This is a genomic window from Wolbachia endosymbiont (group B) of Rhopobota naevana (assembly GCF_947250615.1).
Taxonomy (GTDB): domain Bacteria; phylum Pseudomonadota; class Alphaproteobacteria; order Rickettsiales; family Anaplasmataceae; genus Wolbachia.
The window spans coordinates 816,642-840,972 of sequence record NZ_OX366333.1; the positions used below are offsets into that span (position 1 = coordinate 816,642).

Below are 24,331 nucleotides of genomic sequence, written 5' to 3' on the forward strand. Positions count from 1 at the left end.
ATTATTGATGTAAGTACAATAAGGCCAAAAATTATACAAGAGGTCTGTTAAAATCACGTATGTCGATTGTCTTGAAGTCACACAATTGTTCTGTAGAGCTATGTCCTGTAATAATTACTGTACCGTTCTGCTCAGAGCGTATTGAGATTAGGTTCAATACTAATTCACATGTTGTGCTATCAAGATTACAGAATGGTTCATCTATCAGCCAAATGTTTGCATTAGAAATTAAAAGGCGAGCAAGCGCAACTCTTCTTTTCCAGCCTGCAGAAAGTTCACCATATCTAATGTTAAATACAGGCTGCAACTCTAAACAATAAGCAGCTGCCATAACTGATTCTCTAGTGTTCCGTATTCTTGCCCAGAATTCTATGTTTTCACCAATTGTTAAACTATCTTTACAGGCGTTTTTATGTCCTACGTAAACCATGGAAGATATAAAGGATTTTGGATCATCATATATGTCTTTTCCGCAGTATCTTATATTGCCTGATACTGGCGGTAAGAGTCCAGATAAACTTCTGATTAAGCTGGTTTTGCCGCTACCATTTGGACCAGTGATTAAGATTTTTGATTTTGGCTCAGCTTTAAAATTGAGGTTTTTAAATAATACTTTGTTATTACGAGCACAGGATAGATTTTTACATTCAAGCATCTATTGGACCTTTAAAGAGAACTTGGAGCCTAAACACTTCAGTGTATGAACATTGGATAGCTTGCACAACAAACAGTCAGTGTTTGACATACAACTGTACGAACATTGGGTTTGTAGGTAGCAGATGGTGTCATCCCAGTGCTTGACACTGGGATCCAGGAATTTTAAGTAAGCACGCTGAGCTGGTTGGCATAAAAGTAGTTGCTTTATGTTAAAATTAATATTTTTAACTAGATTACATGAAGAGCTGGATCCCAGTGTCAAGCACTGGGATGACACCCTTATACTTGACTGACTATAACACTTAAGAAGTTTAATGCCAGAAAGCAGGTTATACAACGGATACGTCATCTGCCTTTTCCTTTATATTTACCCTTAGTTGAAGACTGAGCTTTTATAAATAGCTCCCAAAATCCTTTCTTATCACCTTCTCTGTGTATCAATTGTGCAAAATGTTTCATTAAACTATTACCCATCATAACCATCTTTGTCCATTTACCTAACGGTTTTGCTATATCAACTATTTCTAGATCTTCTTTGTAAACTTGCATATTCTTTTGTTTCTCCCTTAGCATTTCCTGTTGTTTCATCAACTCTTTTTGCTTATTTTTTTGATATAATTCGTTAAATCTTCTATTTTCTTCCCACTCTTCTTTGAGAACTTTTAGAGGAAATATAATTTTTCTAATATGATTTTTGTATATTTTTCTCAAAAAGAGAAATACTGCAATTATAGTAAGTAATATCGTGCTATATGTAATGATTTGTCCGAACGGCATTTTTATACTCAGCTTATTGGCAAGCGGTATTTACAATTATACCATAACTATAGAAATTTTACAATTTTTTTCTGGATAAAGATAGTAGACTAAAAATTTCTAAAGAACAAAAGCAACGTATTTACGTACAGGCTATCAACTACTACACTCAAAACTGACAAGTGATTAATCATTGGAGAGTAGAGGAATCACGGCTCTCTAATGAATAAAGGTGGACTGTGTCAAGCTGGTGAGTAAGGTGGAAATTGAAGAAAATCTAATTGTTGGTTATCATGCTAGATCTACAATATAAGTTGTAAAATTTTTAATCATTTTGGCTTATAATAATTTCTGAGTTAACCTTAGATTTCCTGAGCTGTGGTTTCTTTTACCCATGTTGAATTCCTAGCTTTTATACTCTAATTTAATTCCAGTTTTGACTATATAGGAGGTCACAATGTCAAACAATATCTATAGCGATCAAGTTGATAATAGTAATTTATATGCCAACAAACTTTTTTATGATGAAGAGGGTGAGCAAGTCGAAAATCTAGGAGATCAGGTTGCGGGAAAAGAGGATGATAAATTAGAAGAGGATTTACTTCGTGACTGTAGAGATGAAACTAAGAAGGCAAAAGATAAGTTAATACAGTGTAAAAAAGATGCTGTGGAATCACAAAGAGAAATTACAAAATTAGAAGCAGAAGCTAGTGAATTAAAGTCACAGGTTCAAGAAGAAAGAGAGAAGGTAGAACAAACTAAGAATGAAGCTGAGGCAAAAGTTGATAAGTTAAAATTACAGGTTCAAGAAGAAAGAGAGAAGGTAGAACAAACTAAGAATGAAGCTGAGGCAAAAGTTGATGAGTTAAAATTACAGGTTCAAGAAGAGAAAGGGAAGGTAGAACAAACTAAGAATGAAACTGAGGCAGCAAAAGCAGAAGTTGATGAGTTAAAATTACAGGTTCAAAAAGAAAGGGAGAAGGTAGAACAAACTAAGAATGAAGCTAAGGAAGCAAAAGATGAGTTAATACAGTGTAAAAAAGATGCTGAGAAGATGAAAGAAGGCTCTGAACAGGCAATTAATCAGGCAAAGTATGATGATGCTCAAGCAGAAGCTAAACAAGCAAAATTAGAAGCTAAGCAAGCAAAATTGGAAGCTGAGCAAGCAAGAATAGAAGCTTTGAGGTGCGAAATTGGACAAGAGAGAGAAGAAGTTATGCGGTGTAAAATTGACAAGGTAAAAGAAGAACTTATGCAGTATAAAATTGACATGGCAAAAGCAGAGAATAAGTGTTATAAAAAAGCAGCTGAAGAATGTAAAAAAGAGAAAGGAAGTGGTACAGATAAACCTTGTCCCAATGGAGGAGGTGGAACTAATGTAGTCAAACCTGTTACTAATGGAGGAGGAGATGAAACTAATGTAGTCAAACCTGTTACTAATGGAGGAGGAGATGAAACTAATGTAGTCAAACCTGTTACTAATGGAGGAAGGGATGAAAATAGAGAAATTACGTCTCAAAAAATAACCCCAGATTGTAGCAAGGAAGAAATTTGTGGATCTTATGCTCGTTTTTATGGAGAAAATGGAAAGATAGGTTATCAAGGTTTTAATACATCTGATTTATTAAAGAATTTGTATTCTGAGATGTACGGTAATCCTAAAATTGCACCATATATAGAAAAGGGAGCAGAGGGTGGTTATGGTGCAGTAAATTTTAAATTTGCCTTTACTGATACTCTTAGTTCAATAGGCTACTTTAGTGATATAAAATGTGATAAATGCATTAATAGTCCACAAGAGTTAGCGTGTCAAGAAGAAGGGATTAAGAGTTTCTGCTACTCTAACGACTACTATGCTACTAAAGAATGCAACAAGAATTTTTTTTCTAGAGAATCATGTCCTGATCTCGTTAAAGAGTTCGGTGAAATAAATGTTATGAAAGCAAAACAAGTTGCACCATTGATACTTGTTAATAACTCAGGACAAATGATAGATAAAGAGGGCAATAACACTCAAATACACTATAATTTATTAAAGCCTTATCTAAAGGCTAATGGTAAAATCAAGGACTGTGGAAATGACCAAAAGTGTAAGGATTATATTCCAATCATGAAGAAAGTTGCATGGGATACTGATAAGGAAGTACTGTTAAAAACTGTTTTTGATGATATGCAAAGAGCGAGTCCTTACTATGAAGATAATCCTGTTTCTGATGATACTAATTTTATATAAGACTAAATGTTTTCTGGGCTTTTCAGCTCAGAAAACACTTTTTTAGAAAAATAGAATTGGTGACCTTACTCAAAAAAAAGTAGAGAAGAAGTTTTTGTTGTGAGAATAAATTTAGCAGAGTTTATAATATAATATTTAAGTTATTTATGATAAAAAATAGATTTCTTGCATAACTAAGCGTCATCCCAGCTGGGATTTAGCAAGAAAATCTAGATTCCAGCGTTACGCGCTGGAACTCTTTAAATTCCAGTAGTGCAAGAAATCTAATTTCTACGTGTTTAAATATGGAAGTTCTAGTTTGTTGAACAGAACGTTGAGAAGTATCAATAAGAAGCTCCCTTTTGAGTAAACTTTTCTGCAACGGGGGAGTGTTAAATAAACTGTGTCAAACCGAGAAGTAAAGTAATAAATTGATAAAAAAATGGAGGTTTGACAATGAGTCAAGCAAACACAACTACCGGTTTGGTAGACTATAAAGAATTAGAAACAAATATCTTATCATCTATACGAGAAGGAAGACCATTGACAGGAAGAGATGGAGCATTAACACCATTTATCAAAAAACTGCTAGAGGGAAGGCGAGATAGAAAACCATTTGTCGGCTGAAAGCGAAGAAAACAACCGAAGAAATTCAAAGACTTTACGGACAAGTATTTGAACTATTGACACCAAGAGATAGAGAAGGAAGTTTCGAGCCACAAGTAGTCAGAAAAAGGCAAACAACCGAACTTGAAGCAAAGGTTTTAAGTACATATGCCAGTGGCACGGGATATAGCATCGCATGTAGAAGAAATATAAAATATCTGCAGCAGAGATATCAAGTATTACTGACAAATTGCTACCAGTAATCAACGAATGGCGCAGTCGTCCGCTGCAATCTGTATATCCAATAGTGTTCATGGTTTTTTAAGGTCAAGGAGGACGGGCATTGTGTAAGCAAATGTATGTATAACATATTAGCAAAATGGCAGAAAAGAAGTTTTGGGTTTTTATTTGGCTGAAAGTGAAGTTCTGGTTGGGAGTACTAAATGACCTAAAGGAGAGAGGAGTAGATGATATTCTGATAGCTTGTGTTAAAAAGCTTTCCTACAGCTATAAATAGCGTCTTTCCTAATGCAGAAGTGCAGCTGTGTATAGTGCACCAAATACGCAACTCATTGAAGTACGTGGCTAGCAAAGATGTAAAGAGCTTTTTAAGTGATTTGAAGAAGGTATATCAAGCTTCAAGCAAGGAAGTTGCTGAGAATTATTTATTGGAATTGGATGAAAAATGGGGTGCAAAGTATCCTATGGTTTTGGCAGAACAATTGGGAGAATTTATCTGGTTATTTTAAGTATTCAGGCCCAGTCAGAAGGGTAATTTACACTACCAATCCCATAGAGGGGCTGCATAGGCAAATTAGAAAGTTCACCAAGACCAAAGGCTCATTTACCAGCATAAGTGCCTTGTATAAACAGGTATATTGTGCTATAAAAAAGGTGGAAGAGAAATGGACTATGCCTGTACATGATTGGGCATTAACCATATCCCAGCTCGACATTTTCTTTCCTGGTAGATTGAAAATTGAGTTGAGCTAAAAATTAGGTTTGACACAGTTTATTTAACACTCCCTTTTTATTCTGGATACTAGGTTAAAAATAGAACGTTTAAATTTCTTGTTTTTATTGTTATCATACTTAGATTTCCTAAGAACTTATTTACTACAAAATACAACAAGTTCTATTTATTTGAGAAAGTTGTGCGTCTTGTAGAACAGATTTTGTTGTAGGTTTCTCTGTAGCTATTTCAAGGTTTTCTTCTATGGTTTTTTGTTCTCTGTAATCTTTAACTTCTTGAATGAAATCTTCAAGCCACTTCTCACTACCTATCTTGGCATGTCGTTGTTGCTCACCTTTAAGAAGTTTTATTACAGCTGCACCTTGATTTTCAGGCACTCTTTGATATTTAAGCCACAAGTCACGAATATCAGGAGGAGCTTTTTTCAAATGAGCTTCAAAGGTTGCTTTTGTGTCTTTTGTACTTTCTTCTTGTTGATCTTGATGGAATTTAAACCAGAAATTGCGAATATCAGGAGAAGCTTTATCCCAAAGAAGTTTAGTAATTTCTTTTATATTTCTCAGATCTTCTTGTTTCAATCTTTTACCATCACCTATATATCGTTTATTAAGACCAACTTGCAGAGGATAAAGTAAAAAGGTAGTTTTGCTCTGTGAATGTATAGGTCTATTTAAAATCATTGCTAGATTTGTATCACAATCTTCTAATACTGCTTTAACTTTTTTAACATCTAAATAATCTATTGCTTGACGTAATTTATGGTGAAGATCACTTGTTCTCTCTAAATTTTCCACTTTTTGTATAGCTCTACCACAAATACCATTTTTCTGATTAGATTCTTCATAAGTTTGTTTAGTGGCTTTTTCAGTGTACTTTCTATTATAATCCTTAACTTCTGGAATAAATTTTTTAACATCATAATCTGAACTCTTATTAGCTAATTTGATTGCGCTATTACTCAAGAAGACACGAGTGTCTTCATTAGCTTCCTGCCAAAGTGCCTTAACGATATCTTTTTCTCGTTGTAAAATAGCAAAATCTAAGATAGTATAATTACCATCGAACTTACTCCTTAAAACCTCTTGTGTATAATCTATACCCTCCTCAGAATTAATTTTTTCGAGTATGCTCAGGACCTCTCGAAGATTGCTATTCACAATTGCAAGACGTAATGAATTTTGAGTTTCTTTACGCTTATTCCATAAAGCATTAGTGTATTCATTAGCTTTCTGCTGAAGTGTCTGAATGATTTCTTCATTTCCTATGGATTTAGCAACATCAAAGATTGTACGACCACTCGGGAATTGGCTTCTGAAAACCTTTTGTATATTACTGTAAGAATTAATATTGAATATATTCTGGACCTCTTGAAGATTGTTATTCAAAATTGCAAAATATAATGATTTTTGAGTTTTAATAAGGCCACAATCTAATACCATACCCTACCTCTATCTCTTATGGCAAATTTAGCGCTATAATTATACGTATTTATAATCAAGTCAAGAGAAAAAATTAGCAAAGTAGTTGAATTTTTAATAACATATAGCTTTCACTGTACTATCTATGGAAAATTTGCAAATTTTACGTTCAATTGTATTTATTGTGGGAATTTTCCTATTGTTGTTTGGCGTAGCAATGCTTATTCCTGCTATTACTAATAATTATCTAGGTTACGAATGGAAAAATTTTCTGGTTGGATTTATAGTTACCTGCACATTTAGTGCGACTTTTATTCTACTGGGTAAACTAAATAGGGTACATGGAATGCCGGCAATTTTTGCGATTACCAGTTGTACCTGGATTGCATTATCTCTGTTTGCAGCTATTCCATTTTATCTTGATAGTTTAAGCTACATTGATGCACTGTTTGAAGCAGTATCTGGGATTACAACCACAGGAGCAACTGTTCTAAGTTACATCGAGCAACAATCTCCGGGGATACTACTGTGGAGAGCAATGCTACACGGTATAGGTGGTTTTGGAGTAATTACAGTAGGAATTGCAATTTTTCCCATATTTAAGGTTTTGAGCTTAAATAATTTACTCTATTCTGAGTACTCAGATGCTCTTAAAAGAAAGTTACCACATACGCGAAGCGTAGTAATACATATTGCAGAAATATATTACTGCCTAATTTTATTGTGCATATTTTCCTATTATCTAGCTGGCATGCCATTATTTGACGCAGTATGTCACGGAATGTCCGCTGTATCAACTGGTGGATTTGCTAACTATAACGATTCTATAGGCTACTACAATAACCCTATATTGGAGGTCATAACAATTATCTTTATGATTTTAGGCTCTTTACCTTTTCTGAGCTATTTAAAAATTGTAAGACGATTAGACGTTTGTTATGATGAACAGGTCTCTTACTTTATTAAGATAGTTGTTATTTCATCTTTGCTTGCTTGTTTTTGGTTATATAAAAATTTTGACTTAGGAGTATTTTTATCATTTAGGTACAGCACATTCACCATTACCTCCTTTATCACATCAACTGGCTATATAATGTGCAACTACTTGAATTGGAGCTTTATTTCAGTCTTAGCTTTCTTTTTAGCCTTTATTGGTGGATGTGGTGGTTCTGCTAGTGGTGGAATCAAAATCTTCCGTTTAGTCATTTTTCTAAAATCTATAAGGAATTACTTTAGCTCTTTATTAAATCCAAGTGAAAGCGATAGAGTAAAACTCAATGGTAAAATACTGGAGAATGATGAAGTTCAATCTGTCTTTACGTTTTTTGCGATTTACATGTTAACGTTCGCTATATCATCAATAGTGATGTCTTACTTGAGCAATGCGGACTTTATAACTAGCATCAGCTCTGTTTCTGCAATGCTTACAAATTCTGGCCCAGGATTTAGTAACCTAATAGGTCCTTCAGGTAATTATTCCTCCTTTAGTGGTGGAGTAAAGCTATTTCTATCGTTTTTGATGCTGCTTGGCAGGCTTGAAATATTGCCAATTTATTTTTGTATAGGTAGTTTATACTGGAAACTTTGCCATTCCAGAGTGTAACGCTAATTCAGGTTTACATTTAAATTCTATTACATATTATTATAAGTATTACAAAACTTTAAAGGACAATTATGGCAGTTATGCCAGATAAATGGATAAGGGAAAAGGCTGAAAACTCTAGAATGATAGAGCCTTTTGTGAATCATAAAAGCAGTAAGGGTGTTGTATCTTTCGGATTATCATCTTATGGCTATGATGCAAGAGTTAGTAATAAGTTTAAGATTTTTACTAATGTTAATTCAGCTATTGTAGACCCCAAGAATTTTTCTGAGAATAGTTTCATAGATAAGGAAACAGATGTATGTATAATTCCACCAAATAGTTTTGTACTTGCCAGCACAGTGGAGTATTTTCGTATACCAAGGAATGTACTGGTAATTTGTGTTGGTAAGTCAACTTATGCAAGGTGTGGTATTATAGTAAACGTTACTCCCTTAGAACCTGGATGGGAAGGTCACGTCACACTTGAATTCTCGAACACCACTCCACTTCCTGCAAAAATTTACGCTAATGAAGGCGCATGCCAATTTGTGTTTTTAAGCGGCGAAAGTGAATGCGAGAAATCATATGATGATATGAAAGGAAAATATATGAACCAACATGGTATCACTTTGCCGTTAGTTAAGTGATTACTTTAGATGCATTTCTTTATTAATTGATATCCTTTCAAGCCGCTAACACTGATTGCATTTGCCTAGTTACAAAAATAATGTCTGTGCTAAAACATGCTCATATATAGCTCTTTTTCTAATAGTTCGAATAGCTGGATATTCTTTCTGGCTCAATTTTTTATAACAAACCAATGGTTTGATTAAAATCAGGAGAATATGGAGGCAGATATATAACTTCAGCACTGACACTTTTAACAAATTCACTTATTTTCTATGAAAAGTTGCATTATCCAAAATCACCCAGCAAAAAGTTTGAACTAGCTATTAAAAACGTCTGTATCGCAGTAGCCTTCAAAAATCATAGGCGCCATAATTTTTCCCTTATTCAAAGCTGCAATCATACTAATACGCTGACTTTTGTGTTATCAATTCCAGATTAGTCGATATATACAAGAATTTCAGTGTTTTTTGTTGCTATGAGTTTTTTAAGCTCAGCACGTTTTTTCTGCGTCCTTAAATAGTCCTAATTTTAATTTGTTTTAAGTTTAAAGTCTTTCGTTAGGTTTGCAGAATACATTTCCTTATTATCTTGGTTATAGAAAGTAAATTTGTGATCGTCTAAACCTAATATTGCAAAGCCAAAGCCGAAAAAGTTTCTAACTTCGTGTGCTAAGTAATTTCTACTATTTGGATAGTTAAATTCTACGTTTTGATAAACAGGTTCTTGATCTTGAGCGTGTAATAATGCACCGCCGTTTCCAACTATAATCTGATCTGGAACATTATCCATTAATAAAATCTGGGCTATATGAATGTGGCCAGAAACTATGGTAGTAACATTGCTTGGAAATTTATCTCCAAAAGCTTCAATTTGTGTAAGATTACCATGGCTTTTTAATGTCAAAAATTCTTTTTTTGGAGATCTCCAAAGTGGTTTATGAGTCAAAAACCACGTGGGCTTATCTTGTATCAATTTATCAAACTGCCTCTCAAAAGCATCAACTGTGCTTTGGGTTGTAAAAATTTCCTCACCGGATGAAGAGTCGAAGATAAAAAACTTCATCGGCCCAGCATCTAAGAACCAACTGGAAATAAGATCTTCACATTTTTGAGAGAAAAAGGGGTATGAATCTAAATATCTGAACCATCCTTCATAAGCTCTATTACAACTCTCATGATTTCCACGAACAAAAAGAAAAGGAGATTGTGTTAAAATATCTTTTGCAGGCTCAAACCAATCAGCGTACCAAGCTTCTTTGCTATATCCATAAATATCGCCGCACTTTTTTGTGTTTCTACATTTTGTTTGTCTATAATGATAATCACCAACATGGATAATTAAATCTGGTTTATGAAAAGCGATTGAATCTAAATTTTTTTTCAAAGGCCAGCTATCTACAGAATTACATTCTTGCTGAAATAACATATTTATTCTACATCCTGTATCGCCAATGAAGGCAATTTTGCTGATCTTTTCTGCTAATACGGGAACTTTTATATTGTCAATACTAATGTTTTGAGCATTTGTTTCTACTATCAGTTCACAAACTGTTTCGGTATTGTTAATTGAGCTGCGACTTAGCATTTCTACTTCCTTATTATCGACGTAAGCAATGGGACACATGTTATTGTCTATAATCGCACGTATGCTTAATTTATTTTCTGGAATGATTTGAGACCATGTGTACAATATTTGTGCATGAGTGGAGTGAAAGCTAATTGTAAGAGATAGAATTAAAAAAATGAAGATATTAGCTATTTTCATTTGTATAAAAACCTAAATTAATAATTAGTAGTAAGATTATCTTAAATGATTAAAGTTTGTAACCATAAAGTTCATAGTTAAATTATACAGGTATTTCCTAAATTATCCTAGTACCAGATTGACACTTTAGATGAAAAATCCTAAAATGATTAAGTAATTTAAAGTAATTATATAGAAACTAGAATAAAGTGCGGTCGTGGTGGAATTGGTAGACACGCAGCGTTGAGGTCGCTGTGGCTCACAAAGCCTTGGAAGTTCAAGTCTTCTCGACCGCACCAAGTTGTTTGGTGTAGGTGAAATGTTTATAGGAAATCAAAGTAGCAATAAGGTAGAAAGAGCTATCAGCGAAATCAGGCGTGGTCTTCCAATTTTAATATATGATGATGAAAATAACTATCTATTGCTTGCTGCTGCTGAAACTTTAGAAAAAAATTTATTTAGTCAATATAAGCTTATATCAGGTAATGTGTATGTTACTTTGACTGCAAGTAAGGTAAAATACATATGTCAGAGTAAAGAACATAGTAGCAAACGTCTGTTGATAAGCAATTTTGATGAACTGCTCCATTTAATAAACTGTTCAAAGGAAGGTAGCATAAAAGAGTTGCAATGCTCAAAGACAATAGATGCGTATGCTGTTGCCTTGCTTAAGTTCTCAGAATTATTGCCATACGCGTTAGTGGCTGATATGACTTTTGAGAATAAACATGAAATGCGAAATTGGTGTGAAGAAAATGACATTATTGTACTAAATACGTTACTTGTGAATGATTTTCAACAAAATCATAGTGTGTATGAAGTGTGCAAAACATCATTATTTTTAAAACAGACTCAAGAAGTAGATATCATATCTTATAGAACCAAAAGTGGCGGAAGAGAACATTATGCAATTATCATTGGCAATCCAGATAAAGATAATGAGCCATTAGTGAGAATTCATTCTGCATGCTATACAGGAGACTTATTAGACAGCTTATCATGTGATTGCAGAAGCCAGTTACATCAAGCGATTCAAATAATGACCGACTTTGGGAATGGCATTATATTATACTTGATGCAAGATGGGAGAGGCATTGGTTTAACTAATAAGTTAAGAGCATACAGTATGCAAAGAAAATATAATCTTGATACTGTTGATGCAAATAGAGTATTGGGTTTTGAAGATGATGAAAGGAGCTTTGCTGTTGCAGCTAAAATACTTAAGAAATTGAACATTAACAAAATACAATTACTTACAAACAATGGTAGAAAGTTATCAGAGTTGAAAAATAACGGTATAGAAGTTACAAAGTGTGTACCACTTATTATGGAACGCAATGAATATAATGATTCATATATGGAAACAAAATTTGGCAAGTTAGGCCATGGATTAAGGGTTTATTAGCTTTTTTGTTATAACTACTTTGTTAGCTTGCTATGTTAATTAATATAAGTTAAGATTTTTAAGAATATTGAGATGCTGAAATTTTTAAAACAAGAAAAAAGTAATGAGTCATTGGATAAGGATATAAATTGGAATTCAAGTCGCTATAGCACAGTTGTTGCTCAGAGAAATAATTTACTTTTATTTACATTAATATTACTAGTTGCAATTTCTATAAGCATATTAGCTATATTTAAAATTAGCACAAGTAGCACTATTGAGCTATTCGTTATAGAAATTGATAAAAAGTCAGGCATAGTGCAATTGGTTGATCCTGTTACAGTAAAACAATATTCTGCAAATGAAACGCTGAACGATTATTTTATTTCAGAGTATATAAAAGCAAGGGAGGTTTTTGACCCATATAATTATAATTATAATTATTATACAAAAGTAAGGTTGTTTTCTTCGCCTAGTGTATATAGTGAATTTAGCAATTATATAAAATCGCAGAATATGAATGACCTTTTTAATTTATATTCAGATGCTAAAGGTGAGTTGAAAATTCGTTCAATTCAAAAATTAGGTAATGATGCTCTTCAAGTGAGATTTTCTATAGAATTTACACGAAAAGATGGAAATTCCTCAAGGAAAAATAAGATAGTTGTGATGTCGTATAAATATGCATCGCTTGAAATGAATGATCAGCAAAGATATATTAACCCGTTAGGGTTTCAAGTTATTTCATATAGAGTAGATGATGAATATGTGTAGGATATTGTTAGTTTTAGCTTTACTAATAAGTGGCAACTTAAATGCATCTATTAATAATAAACCTATTTCTGTAGATAGTAGAATAAAGACTTTTGTATATAGCCCTAATGAGGTGTTTACAGTAATTTTTAGTCAAGGTTACTATTCTTATATTGAGTTTGCAGAAGGGGAAAAAGTCAAAAATATTGCTGTTGGTGATGCATCAAGTTGGAAAATTAATCCTTATGATAATAAACTGCTTGTCATGCCATTTGAAGTCAGTAGTCGCACTAACATGATTATTACGACAACTAAAAAGAGAAATTACATTTTTGATCTAATTTCAAGACCAAATTACGATAAATACCCAGATACTAATGCTAAAAAAGTGGATCATGATTATTCCGTTGAAAAGGATATATCTTACGTAATACGTTTTTATTATCCTCAAGAAGAAGATGAATTTGATGTTGATTTAGATGAGGTTTCTTTACCTACTCAAATGCAATACATTACAGAAAAGCCAGAAAAAATAATACAAGAAAATAATACGAGGTACAACTATACATATATTGATGAAGGTGGTAACGTAGATATAGTTCCAATTGAGTTATTCGATGATGGTTATTTAACCTATTTAAAGTTTAGAAATAGTAATAAAATTCCTCAGATTTTTATAGAAGGCGAATCCTGTAAAAGGCTGTTATTTGATGATTATGTTGTAATAAAAGGAGTACATAAAAAGCTATTAATGCGTTATGAAGGTAGTGAAGTTGAAGTTATAAATAGGTCACTTTAGTTGTGGTACATATAATATGAGTAAAGAAAGGCATAATAGTGTAGAAGATGAATCAGAGATAGAAAGCAAGGTAGTAACAGTTGGCTCTAATCAAGGTTATAAGGCATTGATGATAGTTATGGTAGCGCTCTTAGTTGGTGGAGTGTACTATCTTTATTTTAGTCCTTCTAATAAAGAGGGTCCAGAGATTGTTAAAAAAGAGGAAACAAAGCAAAACATTCAAGAATTGAAAGGAAAGTTAGAACAAGTTCCAGATAATGTAGTAGTTTCCGAGAGGATAGCAACTGATCTCTTGCCACCCTTACCTCCTCTTCCTATTCCACAAGTCATACCAGAAGTAAAACAAATCAAAAAAGAGGAAGTGACAAAAAAAGAAGAGCAACTAAAAGAAATTCCCTTGTCAAATATACCTGTTTTACCAAAGCAAAATTTTCCTTCTGGTAATGTTATTAGCAATTTGCCTACTTCATTTCCTACAATAGGGGGTGGCGGTTATCCTAGAGACAGACGTAGTGCACAAATGTTAGCAATTTCAGGTAGTAGTGGGGAAGGTAAAGCTACAGATGCTGTTTTATCCAATACCTCAGCACAATCGAGCAAAGCTACCAAAGCTGGAAAGCTTGGTTTAATGATTATTCAAGGTAAAGTTATTGACGCTATTCTTGAAACTGCAATAAGTTCTGACTTACAAGGAATGCTCCGTGCTGTTGTTAGTAGAGACGTTTATGCAGAAACTGGTGATACAATTTTAATACCAAAAGGTTCAAGGTTAATAGGTGGTTATTCATTTGACTCAAACGTTGCAAAAGCCCGCGTAAACATAAATTGGAATAGGATCATTCTTCCTCATGGTATAGATGTTGCTATTGCATCATCTTGTACCGATGAGCTTGGAAGGGCAGGGATAGCTGGAATAGTTGATAATAAAATAGCAAGTGCATTATTCTCTTCAGTGGCACTTGCTGGTGTTTCGATTGGTTCAGCTGTTGTAGGACAAAAAGCCTCTAATCTTATCGATGCGCTAACTGCCATGGATGCAGTGAAGTCTATTACTGCAACTGAAATAGATATTTCTTCTCTCAAAGGGGCTATTGTTGAGAGATTGGAGAATTCTATAAAAACTGAAGTTGGGAAGGTAGGAGACGAAAAATGGAAATTGGGTATTAGGGCTATTGAAAAAATTCGAAATGCTAAAAGTGATCAGGATTTGCTGAGAATAATAAAGGAAGAAATAGTAAGTGTGATAAAAAGTTCTGGAGCTAGTGGAGTTGATACAATTACTAGTGACAATATCGGTATAACTTTAGACGATGTACGTCAACTGTTGAGGCAAACTCAGAAAAGAAGCAAATCTGTTTATGATGAAGCAATTGGGAAGTCAATCAATGATTTTTCCAAAGACATGCGAGATATAGTTGATAGGAGTGTAGATAAAAAACCAACTATTTATGTTAATCAAGGAACTGCATTGAAAGTATTTGTTAACCAAGATATAGTATTTCCTCCACAGTCAATATTAAATAACTGAAATGAACTATGCTGCACTTGATACATACTTGGAGCCATTACAAGGGATATTTCAAGAGGAAGGTGTAAATGAAATATCAATAAATAAACCGAAGGAAGTATGGATTGAAAATCGCGGTGAAATAAGATGCGAAAAGTTAGAAATATTTGATCTTAATCATTTAAAATCTCTTAGCAGGTTGATTGCTCAAGCTACAGAACAAAAACTGAGCGAAGAGACACCGCTGCTTTCAGCTACATTACCAAATGGTTATCGTATACAGATAGTGTTTCCTCCAGCATGTGAGCCTGATAAAGTAGTCATTTCAATTCGTAAACCTTCTTCTATGCAATTGGCATTGGATGATTATGAAAAAATGGGGGCTTTTTCTAACACTGTTATAGGAGTGACCGATAATCCAGTAGATCGTCACCTAGATTTGCTACTGAAACAAAAAAAAATAAAAGAGTTTTTAGAATATGCTGTAATAAGTAAGAAAAATATCATAATTAGTGGTGGAACTTCCACTGGTAAAACCACTTTTACTAATGCTACTTTGCGTGCTATTCCATCTGAAGAAAGAATTATTACTGTTGAAGATGCAAGAGAGATAGTTTTGAATGATCATCCCAATAAAGTCCATTTAATTGCTTCTAAAGGAGGGCAAGGCAGGGCAAAAGTGACCACTCAAGATTTGATAGAGGCATGTTTACGTTTAAGACCAGATAGAATAATAGTTGGTGAGCTGCGTGGAGCAGAAGCTTTTAGTTTTCTTAGAGCAATAAACACTGGCCACCCAGGGTCAATATCAACTCTTCATGCGGATAGTCCGGCAATGGCTCTTGAGCAAATAAAACTTATGGTTATGCAAGCAAATCTTGGAATTCCCCCAGATCAGATCATACCATACATTAGAAATGTAATTGATATTGTTATTCAGCTAAAAAGAACCAGTGGAGGCAAAAGAAGCATTTCTGAGATATTATTTACTAGATCTTCAAATGAAAATACTTAAATTTATACGTAAGTTAAGAAAAAGTAGTTTATGAGTAATGGAAATCACCTACGCAATATTCTCATAGGAGGTGTAGTATCTTTTAGCATATTTGAATTTTGCTTCTATTTGTCTGGTATATTATTCTACCTGTTTGTTGACGGTCCAGATGGTGTAGATTTTAGAGCAATTAATCCTAGCTTGACACCTTTTCCTCAAGCTCTCTGGCCGACAATTTTTGATCATATACAATATTGTTGGCATCATCCAGGGCTATATAGCTTTGAGCTCAAAATTAAATTAGTTGTATCTTCTCTACTGCCTCAAATTGTTTTGATGATTATTTTGTGGAATGTGAGAGAAAGACTAATTGAGTGGCGGCCATTTAAAAAGAAAGAATCACTTCATGGAGATTCACAGTGGGCATCAGAGAAAGACATACGAAAAGCGGGATTAAGAAGCAAAAAAGGTCTATTGCTTGGTAAAGATAAGAGAGAATATTTTATTGCTGATGGGTTTCAGCATGCATTGCTCTTTGCACCTACAGGCTCTGGTAAAGGTGTTGGTTTTGTAATTCCTAATTTGTTATTTTGGAATGATTCGGTAATTGTGCATGATATAAAATTAGAAAACTATGAAATAACAAGTGGTTGGCGAGAGCGACAAGGACAAAAAGTATATGTATGGAACCCAGCGCAGCCAGATGGGGTAAGCCATTGTTATAATCCACTGGAATGGATTAGTGAAAAACCTGGACAGATGGTTGACGATGTGCAAAAAATAGCTAACCTAATCATGCCTGAACAAGATTTTTGGCAAAACGAAGCAAGAAGCTTATTTGTTGGGGTGGTACTATATTTACTTGCTGCACCAGAGAAAGTTAAATCTTTTGGTGAGGTTGTGCGTACGATGCGTAGCGATGACGTAGTTTACAATCTTGCTGTAGTTTTGGACACAATGGGTAAAATAATACATCCGGTAGCGTATATGAACATTGCAGCTTTTTTGCAAAAGGCTGACAAAGAAAGATCAGGTGTTGTGTCAACTATGAACTCGTCGCTTGAATTGTGGGCAAACCCATTGATCGATACTGCAACTGCATCAAGTGATTTTAATATTTTGGATTTTAAAAAGAAGAAAACTACAGTTTATGTTGGTTTAACTCCTGATAACTTAACTAGGCTCAGGCCTTTAATGCAGGTGTTTTACCAACAGGCAACTGAGTTTTTATGTAGAAAATTGCCATCGGATGACGAGCCTTACGGCGTATTATTTTTAATGGATGAGTTTCCAACACTTGGAAAAATGGAGCAATTTCAAACGGGCATCGCATACTTTCGTGGCTATCGAGTAAGGTTATTTTTAATTGTTCAAGATACTGAACAGCTTAAAGGAATATATGAAGAAGCAGGAATGAACTCCTTTTTATCAAACTCAACCTATAGAATAACTTTTGCAGCCAATAATATTGAAACGGCTAATTTGATATCTCAGCTTATAGGAAACAAAACTGTACAACAAGAATCATTAAACAAACCTAAATTTTTAGACTTGAATCCTGCATCAAGATCATTGCATATCTCTGAAACACAGAGAGCATTGCTCTTACCTCAAGAAATTATTATGCTGCCACGTGATGATCAGATAATTTTGATAGAATCGACTTATCCAATTAAGTCAAAGAAAATTTTGTACTATAGTGATAGCACATTCACAAGAAGGCTGATTAAACCAACACGTGTGCCTACACAAGAGCCATATAATCCAAACAAGGTCTTTTCTGCTGCTAACAAAGATAAGATTAGTAATGAAGAAGAGAGTAATGCTATTGAAGCTGCTGATTATCCTGTTGAAGCTAAAACTGAAGATGCAATATACGATGAGCCAGAGATTGAAGATGGATTTGAAGACGAGGATATTGATGATAAGTTTGAAGGTGGTGATGGGTTTGATGATGAGGAAGACGATGATGAGTTTGATGATGAAGACAGTAAGGATGAATTTGACGATGATGATGAATTTGAAGATGAGGACAAACTAGACGGCAATAAAATCGAGGATAGAGGTTAATTTTACCTATTTTTTAGCTTAGAAAATAATTAGTTTTTTCATATTAAATCATTTTTAATTAATTAGTACTAGATTAGCTATTTTAACTAGAGGAATAGTCATGATGAGTAAAAAAACATTAGCAGTTACAGCACTTGCTTTATTGTTGTCACAACAATCTTTTGCAAGTGAAACGGAAGGATTTTACTTTGGTGGTGGATATTACGGTCAATATTTGAACTTGGGTAAGTTGAAAGCAAAAATTGGAGGCAAAGATGCTGCAGATGATAACCGTGTATCTATAAATGACATAGACGCTCAGAGAACAGAAGGTCAGTTAATAAGTAAGTATAAAGGAGATTATAACCCACCTTTTGCTGCAAATGTAACGTTTGGTTACACAGGAGAACTAGGCAATAATAGCTATAGAGCTGAATTGGAAGGGATGTACTCTTCTGTAAAAGTAGATAATATTGGTTTATCAAGTAATCAAGTAACTGTTTCGTATCTAAAAGACGTTGGTGAGAGTACTAATAAAAAAACTTATATGTATAAAACTGTAATTAATCATGACCAAGTAGAAAACGCATCTGTAATGGCAAATGTTTATCATTATTGGAAAAGTGATAGTTTTTCTTTTTCTCCTTACGTTGGTATTGGAGTTGGTGGAACAAGAATGACGATGTTTGAAAAATCGTCAATAAGACCTGCAGGTCAATTGAAAGCTGGCTTTGATTATCGTATAAACGAAGATGTAAATATGCACATCGGATATAGAGGTTTTGGTGTTCTTGGTAGTAATGTTGATTTTGAAGCAGAGGTGTTAGGAGAAATGAAAGCAAAGCAACAGGTAAACTCAGATGGAAAAAAGATATTAGAATTGAATAAAAATCAAAAACCATCGGACCAGAAGTTACACAAAGAAAGTATCAGTATAGGCAATCAAGTGTTTCACACACACGGTATAGAAGCTGGTCTTACTTTTCATTTTGCCAGGGAATGTTCAAAAAAGTGTGTCAAAGCGAATTTTTAGTTCAACTCAATTTTTAACCTATCAGGAAAAAAGATATCAAGTTGAGATATAGTTAGAGCCCAATTAGGCAAAGCCATAGCCCATTTTTGCTCTATCTTTTTTATAGCACAATATACCAATTTGTACAAGGCATTTGTACTGGTAAATGAACCTTTGGTTTTAGTAAATTTTCTGATTTGTCTGTGCAACCCCTCAATTGGATTGGTGGTATAAATTAGCCTTCTAACAGGGCCAGAATACTTAAAATAACTAGACAAATTTTCCCAATTGTTTTGCCACGATTTTATGACTAAAGGATATTTTTCACCCCATTTTTCCTCCAGTTCAAGTAAATAATTTTCGGCGATTTCTCTACTTGTAGCACGGTATATTTTTTTCAAATCATTCATAAAAACTTTTATATCTTTGCTGGATACGTATTTTAGTGAATTTCTTATTTGGTGCACAATGCATAACTGTACCTCAGCATTGGGAAATACGCTATTTATATCTGTAGGGAAGCTTTTCAGACCGTCAACACAAGCTATCAAAATGTCTTCTACTCCTCTCTCTTTTAAGTCATTTAATACGCCTAGCCAGAAGTTAGCTCCCTCACTTTCTGCTAAGTAAAAACCCAGTACTTCTTTTCTGCCATTTTGGTCTATTCCTAATATATTGTACATGCATTTACTTATGCAATGTCCATTCTCTTTGACCTTAAAAAACATCCCATCCATAAATACTATCGGGTATACTGATTGTAGGGGACGACTCCTCCATTCATTGATTATAGGCAGTAATTTATCTGTAATTCCAGATATCTCTGCTGCAGATATTTTATGGTCATAGATTTCTTCCACATAGGATGCTATATCCCTGTATCCCACACCGCTTGCAAACATGTTCAAGACCTTTGTTTCAAGTTCTGGATGTAAGCTTGTTTGCCTTTTTTTCACTATCTGTGGTTCGAAACTTCCCTCTCTATCTCTTGGTGTCAATAGTTCAAATGAACCTGCACTCGTCTTCAAAGTTTTGCCATTCTTTCCGTTTCTTCGATTCTTTTCTTCTCTTTCATTGGATAAATGATGCTCTATTTCACCTTCTAGACTTGCTTCCAGCAGCCTTTTTACAAATGGTGTTAATGCTCCATCTCTCCCCATCAATGGTTTACCTTCCCTTATTGATGACAGTATATTTGCTTCCAGCTCTTTGTAATCTACCAGGCCAGTCGTTCCATTTTCTATTTTGTAACTCATATATCAAACCTCTATTTTTTGTTTCTATTTTATTTTTATTTCTCGGTTTGACACACTTTTTTGAACATTCCCGAAAAAAACTATTTTTGATAACAAAAAACTCTATTTTTTTATAGTCAAAGTAAAAGGGTTAATACGATAACCATGTGATGATCTTTGCCAACCAAGGGTTTGTATTACATCATCACGTTCAATACTTAATCCTAATTTCTCAGCCAATGTAGCTTTGATCGTTTTTTGCATCTTGTTTAATGGTTTTCTGATTTGATGTTCTAAATCTGCTTCTAAACTAAGTCCCAAGAGTTTTTCTAACTGATTAATATTGAGAAGTGTATGTTTTTCAGGTGGTAACTCTTTCTCACAGTCATGTAAAAATTGCTTGAACAATATTCGAAAAATATTAAGGCATGATGCAGCTTTTTTATTTATAACTTCAACGCTATTAACATATACCATACCTTTAACTACCTGTAACTCCAAAAGCTTTATTGGCACAATTGGTTCAACACGTTTAAGCGAAATATATGAAGCTGGTAAAACTTGCAAAGAAGTATTTTCTACTACCTCTGGTACTCCTTTTTTAGCTGCCTCTTGGAATATCTCAGTTACAGTCTTATACTGGCAAAACAGTTCTACCATTCGCACTACATATAGGCTCAATAATAGATTAGGTATATCTTTTTTTAGAGTAATGAGAACTGTCGGATGGACTCTCAGTTTATCTATGGTTAAAAATATCGCATCAGTACAAAAATCAAGGATTATTAGATTTACAATATGACCTTGATCACAAGTATAATAAACTCCTTTTTCCATTTTTCCCCACATAAGTCTTGAATCATTCAACTTTGTTTCAAACCAGTCTATGATTTTCTCTATATTTAAGTATATGGATAAGAGATGAAATCTCTGTTTTTTATAAGTATTAGGCAAAATATGACGAGAACAGTTTTCACAAATAGCGTCATCACATGCTTCATCAAAGTCTGGATCGATAAAAATCTCATTGCTACAACTTGGATCAATTACATTTGGCCAATCAAGATGATCTTCTTCACGAGAGCAAACAATATAGTACCTTTCTTGCATTTTTATCAATCCAAGATCAAATAAGTATCTTGCTGCTTTAATGTGATTTTGACTTGGATTAACCCAAGAACTATTTGAACTTAAAAGATCAGCAATTTGCTCGTGAAAGGATTTTAAGACCATAAGATTGTTCCATATGTTTCTTCAGGTCCTCTCTTTCTTTTTTATTGAGCGGATGCTCTGAATAATAAATTTCCCCACTTGATTTGAAAGAAAATGTTACCTTTTTGTTTTGGAACATTACTTTAGCTGATTGAATAGATTGTAGTATGTTGCCAATAGCTGGCTTTAAAATATGTAACTCTGGTGCAATAGGATCATACGGCTTTACACTTAAAGTAAGATATGTATTACTATTTTTAAAATAATCTGACTTAAAATTTAACTCAAATATACAAATATTAGGGTCAGAACCCTCTATACATGCTTGAAGGAATTTATGCACTTGTAGTAGAAAGTTCTTATCCTGTATATTTACAAAAGTACATTCGCAGTTAAAATAACCACTTACAATACTATTTGCTATTTCCACAGCTTTATTGGTATTTTTAGCACAGAGATTAACCTTTGTACCATCAATCGAAAAATTTAAAATCATCCACTCAGGTTTATGGCCATGAACAACTTTGTTTGAGTTAAGCAGTAAATCCATGTCACTTCCTCGACGTACAAACATATATATTCGATCTTGATGATGGAAAAAACCCTGCAACTGGTCATCATCCTTAAGTATCTGCTCTACGGATTCTTGTGACATAAATTCCTTAAATGAAGTATTTATTTGTCTTGGTGGTTTCTGTAGAGCAAATGATACGAAGCCTTTCTTTTGTACTTTATCAAAGTGATAGACAGATTTTAGAAGTTCGCAACTTATGTGAAACAGTAAAAATAACAAGGATCTTTTATCGTACTTAGTATTATTTTTGATCAGGTACGATCTCATTAACTCTTGAGTGAGGGCAAATCTTGCTACTTCACTAACTGTAGCCTCAAGTTTCGTGCGATCAAAGTGGCTAATGAGATAATAGTCAAAAAGAGAGTCAGAGTAACTGGTAAGTATCTTACGTTTTTGTTGAGTCGATCTATCGTCATAATCTCCGTCCTGAAAAAGTTGCCCATTTAAATGATTTTTAAAGCAATGCTGAAAAATGATACTCAATTGTCTACCAGAAAGAGAATCAAGCCATAGTTTACGTAATTCTAAATCTTGAAAGCGATCTAGCAAGAGATTAACGGGAACCTCTAAATCACTCTCCCAGAATTCATAACTTGGATGAACATTCATGATACTTTAAATAAGCCATATCATACATAATATGATAATTCAAGTAAAGATTTTTTGGACATAATTTTTTCAAATCTTGTATATTTATTAGGGAGAATTTCTTGTTTGCGCGAACTAGACAGCTTTTTTAAATTAAGGTGTTTAGTTTAAAATGGTAAACGTTTTCTTTTAGCTATGGCAATAGAAGTCTCCTAACCTATAAGAAAATTCACAGGAAGAAAAACATGCAAAAAGGGGATTTAACTATTTATTGCCGTTATGAGCCCAGTCGGTTGGCAGGTACATATTTGGCAGATGCTTATGAACAATTATTGAAATATAAAATAAAGGAGGTAGAAGAAAATGACAACCGTAAGCTTGTATGCAAGAGTTTCATCAAGACAACAGGCACAAGAGAATACGATAGAGAGTCAGATTGTAGAATTGGAGCGTCGCATTAGTAGCGATGGACATGAGTTATTAGATGAGCATAGGTTCATCGATAATGGCTACAGTGGATCAAACTTAGAACGTCCTGGCTTAGAGAGTTTACGTGATAGAGTAGCAGAAGGTAAGATTGATAAGATATATATTCATTCACCTGATCGGCTATCACGGAAATTTTCATATCAAATGATCTTACTCGAAGAGTTTAAAAAGGCTGGATCTGAAATAGTATTTTTAAATCATAAGTTTGATGATAATCCTGATTCCCATTTATTTCTACAGATTCAAGGAGCAATAGCAGAGTATGAACGTGCAAAGATTATGGAACGAAATCGCAGAGGAAAACTTCATGCAGCTAAAGCTGGGTGTATAAGTGTGATGGGTAGGGCGCCTTACGGTTATCGCTACATAGCAAAACACGTAGGTGAAGGAAGTGCTCAATTTGAGGTTGATGAAGAAGAGGCAAATATAGTGCGTAAAATATTTAGTCGGGTTGGCCAAGAAAGAGCAAGTATAGGAGAAGTTGTACATGAACTGAATAAGATACCGGTAATAACACGAACAGGAAAAAGGTATTGGAAAAGGAGCACTATTTGGAACATGTTAAAAAATCCTGCTTATATAGGACAAGCAGCTTATGGTAAAACTAGGACATGCTCAAAACCACAAGTAAAAAAATCAAAAAAAGGAACTTGTGGTAAACTTAAAAGTGGTCGCTTTAATAGTGATAAAGAGAATTGGACTTATATTCCAGTACCAAGTGCGTCCAGAGAAGGCGAGTATTGTTCAGTAGGAAATAGACCTACCAGGATAAAAGTCGGAATCCTGTAGCTTGGGTAGCAGCATAAAGGGAAACCAAAATGTTGAAGCCTACCGACAACATTATCGTAGGATAATGGCGAATTACCAGGCCGTAGCGAAAGCGAATGCACAGATTGCCTCGAAAGGAATATTCTGAAGGTCGAGCCATCTTGGTACTGGCGAAGACAGAATAGACCAGACGAAAAACGAATGAAACGATTGGTCTACTTCAGCGGGGTGTTAGTAACAGCATGGCAATGAGGACATACAAAGCAACTGGAGAAGCCCTCCTCATCCCAAGGAGAAACACCTTGGAGAGGTAGGTTCTATAACTGGAAAACAGGAAGTGAACTGAAGATGAGAGGGTGACGGATGGGTGCGTAGTAGTGAAGAAGT

22 protein-coding genes, 1 tRNA gene and 2 pseudogenes are annotated in these 24,331 nt (G+C 34.1%); 17 read left to right on the forward strand and 8 right to left on the reverse strand.

The genetic code is table 11. The features are described 5' to 3' along the window. Positions 1-31 precede the first annotated feature (31 nt). Together ccmA and OOL01_RS03995 are read right to left on the reverse strand one after the other, a co-directional pair. A complete protein-coding gene (gene ccmA / locus OOL01_RS03990; RefSeq protein ID WP_064085635.1) occupies positions 32-655 on the reverse strand; it encodes a heme ABC exporter ATP-binding protein CcmA in 624 nt (207 codons plus the stop codon). A gap of 347 nt (positions 656-1,002) precedes the next feature. Beyond that, complete coding sequence (locus OOL01_RS03995; protein ID WP_064085636.1) at positions 1,003-1,434, reverse strand: hypothetical protein; 432 nt, start codon at positions 1,432-1,434, stop codon at positions 1,003-1,005. A gap of 436 nt (positions 1,435-1,870) precedes the next feature. On the opposite strand from OOL01_RS03995, the gene OOL01_RS04000 reads away from it, so the two are divergent. From OOL01_RS04000 to OOL01_RS08535, 6 genes and pseudogenes are all read left to right on the forward strand, one after another. Continuing rightward, a complete protein-coding gene (locus OOL01_RS04000) occupies positions 1,871-3,646 on the forward strand; it encodes a hypothetical protein (RefSeq protein ID WP_264687208.1) in 1,776 nt (591 codons plus the stop codon). 435 nt (positions 3,647-4,081) lie between these two features. Next, the gene (locus OOL01_RS08515) at positions 4,082-4,252 is read left to right on the forward strand and encodes a hypothetical protein (protein ID WP_010401597.1); all 171 of its coding nucleotides are present in this window, start codon (positions 4,082-4,084) and stop codon (positions 4,250-4,252) included. Between the two features lie 56 nt (positions 4,253-4,308). Continuing rightward, the gene (locus OOL01_RS08520) at positions 4,309-4,494 is read left to right on the forward strand and encodes a transposase (protein WP_406718747.1); all 186 of its coding nucleotides are present in this window, start codon (positions 4,309-4,311) and stop codon (positions 4,492-4,494) included. Continuing rightward, entirely contained in the window at positions 4,482-4,556 is a 75-nt protein-coding gene (locus OOL01_RS08525) for a hypothetical protein (protein ID WP_264375244.1), read from the forward strand. The genes OOL01_RS08520 and OOL01_RS08525 overlap by 13 nt, the downstream gene beginning before the upstream one ends. A 54-nt stretch (positions 4,557-4,610) precedes the next feature. Beyond that, complete coding sequence (locus tag OOL01_RS08530) at positions 4,611-4,748, forward strand: hypothetical protein (RefSeq protein ID WP_010401598.1); 138 nt, start codon at positions 4,611-4,613, stop codon at positions 4,746-4,748. Between the two features lie 19 nt (positions 4,749-4,767). Then, positions 4,768-5,224: pseudogene (locus OOL01_RS08535) on the forward strand (transposase). A 123-nt stretch (positions 5,225-5,347) separates the two neighbouring features. Here OOL01_RS08535 and OOL01_RS04010 read toward each other — a convergent pair. Next, positions 5,348-6,643 carry a hypothetical protein gene (locus tag OOL01_RS04010; RefSeq protein ID WP_264687209.1) on the reverse strand — a complete coding sequence of 432 codons (1,296 nt, stop codon included), beginning with the start codon at positions 6,641-6,643 and terminating at the stop codon, positions 5,348-5,350. Between the two features lie 124 nt (positions 6,644-6,767). Here OOL01_RS04010 and OOL01_RS04015 point away from each other — a divergent pair, with 124 nt between their 5' ends. Beyond that, entirely contained in the window at positions 6,768-8,225 is a 1,458-nt protein-coding gene (locus tag OOL01_RS04015; RefSeq protein ID WP_264687210.1) for a TrkH family potassium uptake protein, read from the forward strand. Between the two features lie 71 nt (positions 8,226-8,296). Then, positions 8,297-8,854, forward strand: coding sequence for a dCTP deaminase (gene dcd / locus OOL01_RS04020; protein ID WP_006012513.1), 558 nt, complete (start codon positions 8,297-8,299; stop codon positions 8,852-8,854). A 155-nt stretch (positions 8,855-9,009) separates the two neighbouring features. On the opposite strand, the pseudogene OOL01_RS04025 reads toward dcd, so the two are convergent. Both OOL01_RS04025 and OOL01_RS04030 read right to left on the reverse strand, forming a co-directional pair. Then, a pseudogene (locus OOL01_RS04025) lies at positions 9,010-9,350 on the reverse strand (transposase); the annotation flags it as partial. A gap of 15 nt (positions 9,351-9,365) precedes the next feature. Next, the gene (locus tag OOL01_RS04030; RefSeq protein ID WP_264687211.1) at positions 9,366-10,601 is read right to left on the reverse strand and encodes a metallophosphoesterase family protein; all 1,236 of its coding nucleotides are present in this window, start codon (positions 10,599-10,601) and stop codon (positions 9,366-9,368) included. A 190-nt stretch (positions 10,602-10,791) separates the two neighbouring features. On the opposite strand from OOL01_RS04030, the gene OOL01_RS04035 reads away from it, so the two are divergent. The 8 genes from OOL01_RS04035 (at position 10,792) to OOL01_RS04070 (ending at position 19,099) form a co-directional block, all read left to right on the forward strand. Next, positions 10,792-10,879 (forward strand) — tRNA-Leu (locus tag OOL01_RS04035). Between the two features lie 20 nt (positions 10,880-10,899). Next, positions 10,900-11,985: a GTP cyclohydrolase II gene (locus OOL01_RS04040; protein WP_264687212.1), complete on the forward strand. Its 1,086-nt coding sequence runs from the start codon at positions 10,900-10,902 to the stop codon at positions 11,983-11,985. Positions 11,986-12,057: 72 nt separating this feature from the next. After that, positions 12,058-12,738, forward strand: a complete 681-nt coding sequence (locus OOL01_RS04045) for a VirB8 family type IV secretion system protein (protein ID WP_264687213.1) — start codon at positions 12,058-12,060, stop codon at positions 12,736-12,738. Next, positions 12,725-13,516, forward strand: coding sequence for a P-type conjugative transfer protein VirB9 (gene virB9 / locus OOL01_RS04050; protein ID WP_264687249.1), 792 nt, complete (start codon positions 12,725-12,727; stop codon positions 13,514-13,516). Before OOL01_RS04045 ends, virB9 begins: the two co-directional genes overlap by 14 nt. A gap of 16 nt (positions 13,517-13,532) precedes the next feature. Then, entirely contained in the window at positions 13,533-15,044 is a 1,512-nt protein-coding gene (locus OOL01_RS04055; RefSeq protein WP_264687214.1) for a TrbI/VirB10 family protein, read from the forward strand. A 1-nt stretch (position 15,045) separates the two neighbouring features. Continuing rightward, complete coding sequence (gene virB11, locus OOL01_RS04060) at positions 15,046-16,038, forward strand: P-type DNA transfer ATPase VirB11 (RefSeq protein WP_149168821.1); 993 nt, start codon at positions 15,046-15,048, stop codon at positions 16,036-16,038. Between the two features lie 30 nt (positions 16,039-16,068). Further along, positions 16,069-18,087, forward strand: coding sequence for a type IV secretory system conjugative DNA transfer family protein (locus tag OOL01_RS04065; protein WP_264687215.1), 2,019 nt, complete (start codon positions 16,069-16,071; stop codon positions 18,085-18,087). A gap of 100 nt (positions 18,088-18,187) precedes the next feature. Beyond that, the gene (locus OOL01_RS04070) at positions 18,188-19,099 is read left to right on the forward strand and encodes a P44/Msp2 family outer membrane protein (protein ID WP_264687216.1); all 912 of its coding nucleotides are present in this window, start codon (positions 18,188-18,190) and stop codon (positions 19,097-19,099) included. Here OOL01_RS04070 and OOL01_RS04075 read toward each other — a convergent pair. The 3 genes from OOL01_RS04075 to OOL01_RS04085 form a co-directional block, all read right to left on the reverse strand. Beyond that, on the reverse strand, positions 19,096-20,334 hold the full coding sequence (locus OOL01_RS04075) for an IS256 family transposase (RefSeq protein WP_264686429.1): 1,239 nt from the start codon (positions 20,332-20,334) through the stop codon (positions 19,096-19,098). The genes OOL01_RS04070 and OOL01_RS04075 overlap by 4 nt on opposite strands. A gap of 102 nt (positions 20,335-20,436) precedes the next feature. Beyond that, complete coding sequence (locus tag OOL01_RS04080; protein WP_141457035.1) at positions 20,437-21,546, reverse strand: hypothetical protein; 1,110 nt, start codon at positions 21,544-21,546, stop codon at positions 20,437-20,439. Then, positions 21,512-22,708, reverse strand: a complete 1,197-nt coding sequence (locus OOL01_RS04085; protein ID WP_264686690.1) for a hypothetical protein — start codon at positions 22,706-22,708, stop codon at positions 21,512-21,514. Before OOL01_RS04085 ends, OOL01_RS04080 begins: the two co-directional genes overlap by 35 nt. A gap of 342 nt (positions 22,709-23,050) precedes the next feature. On the opposite strand from OOL01_RS04085, the gene OOL01_RS04090 reads away from it, so the two are divergent. Further along, a complete protein-coding gene (locus OOL01_RS04090; RefSeq protein WP_264687217.1) occupies positions 23,051-23,965 on the forward strand; it encodes a recombinase family protein in 915 nt (304 codons plus the stop codon). Positions 23,966-24,331: the final 366 nt, after the last annotated feature.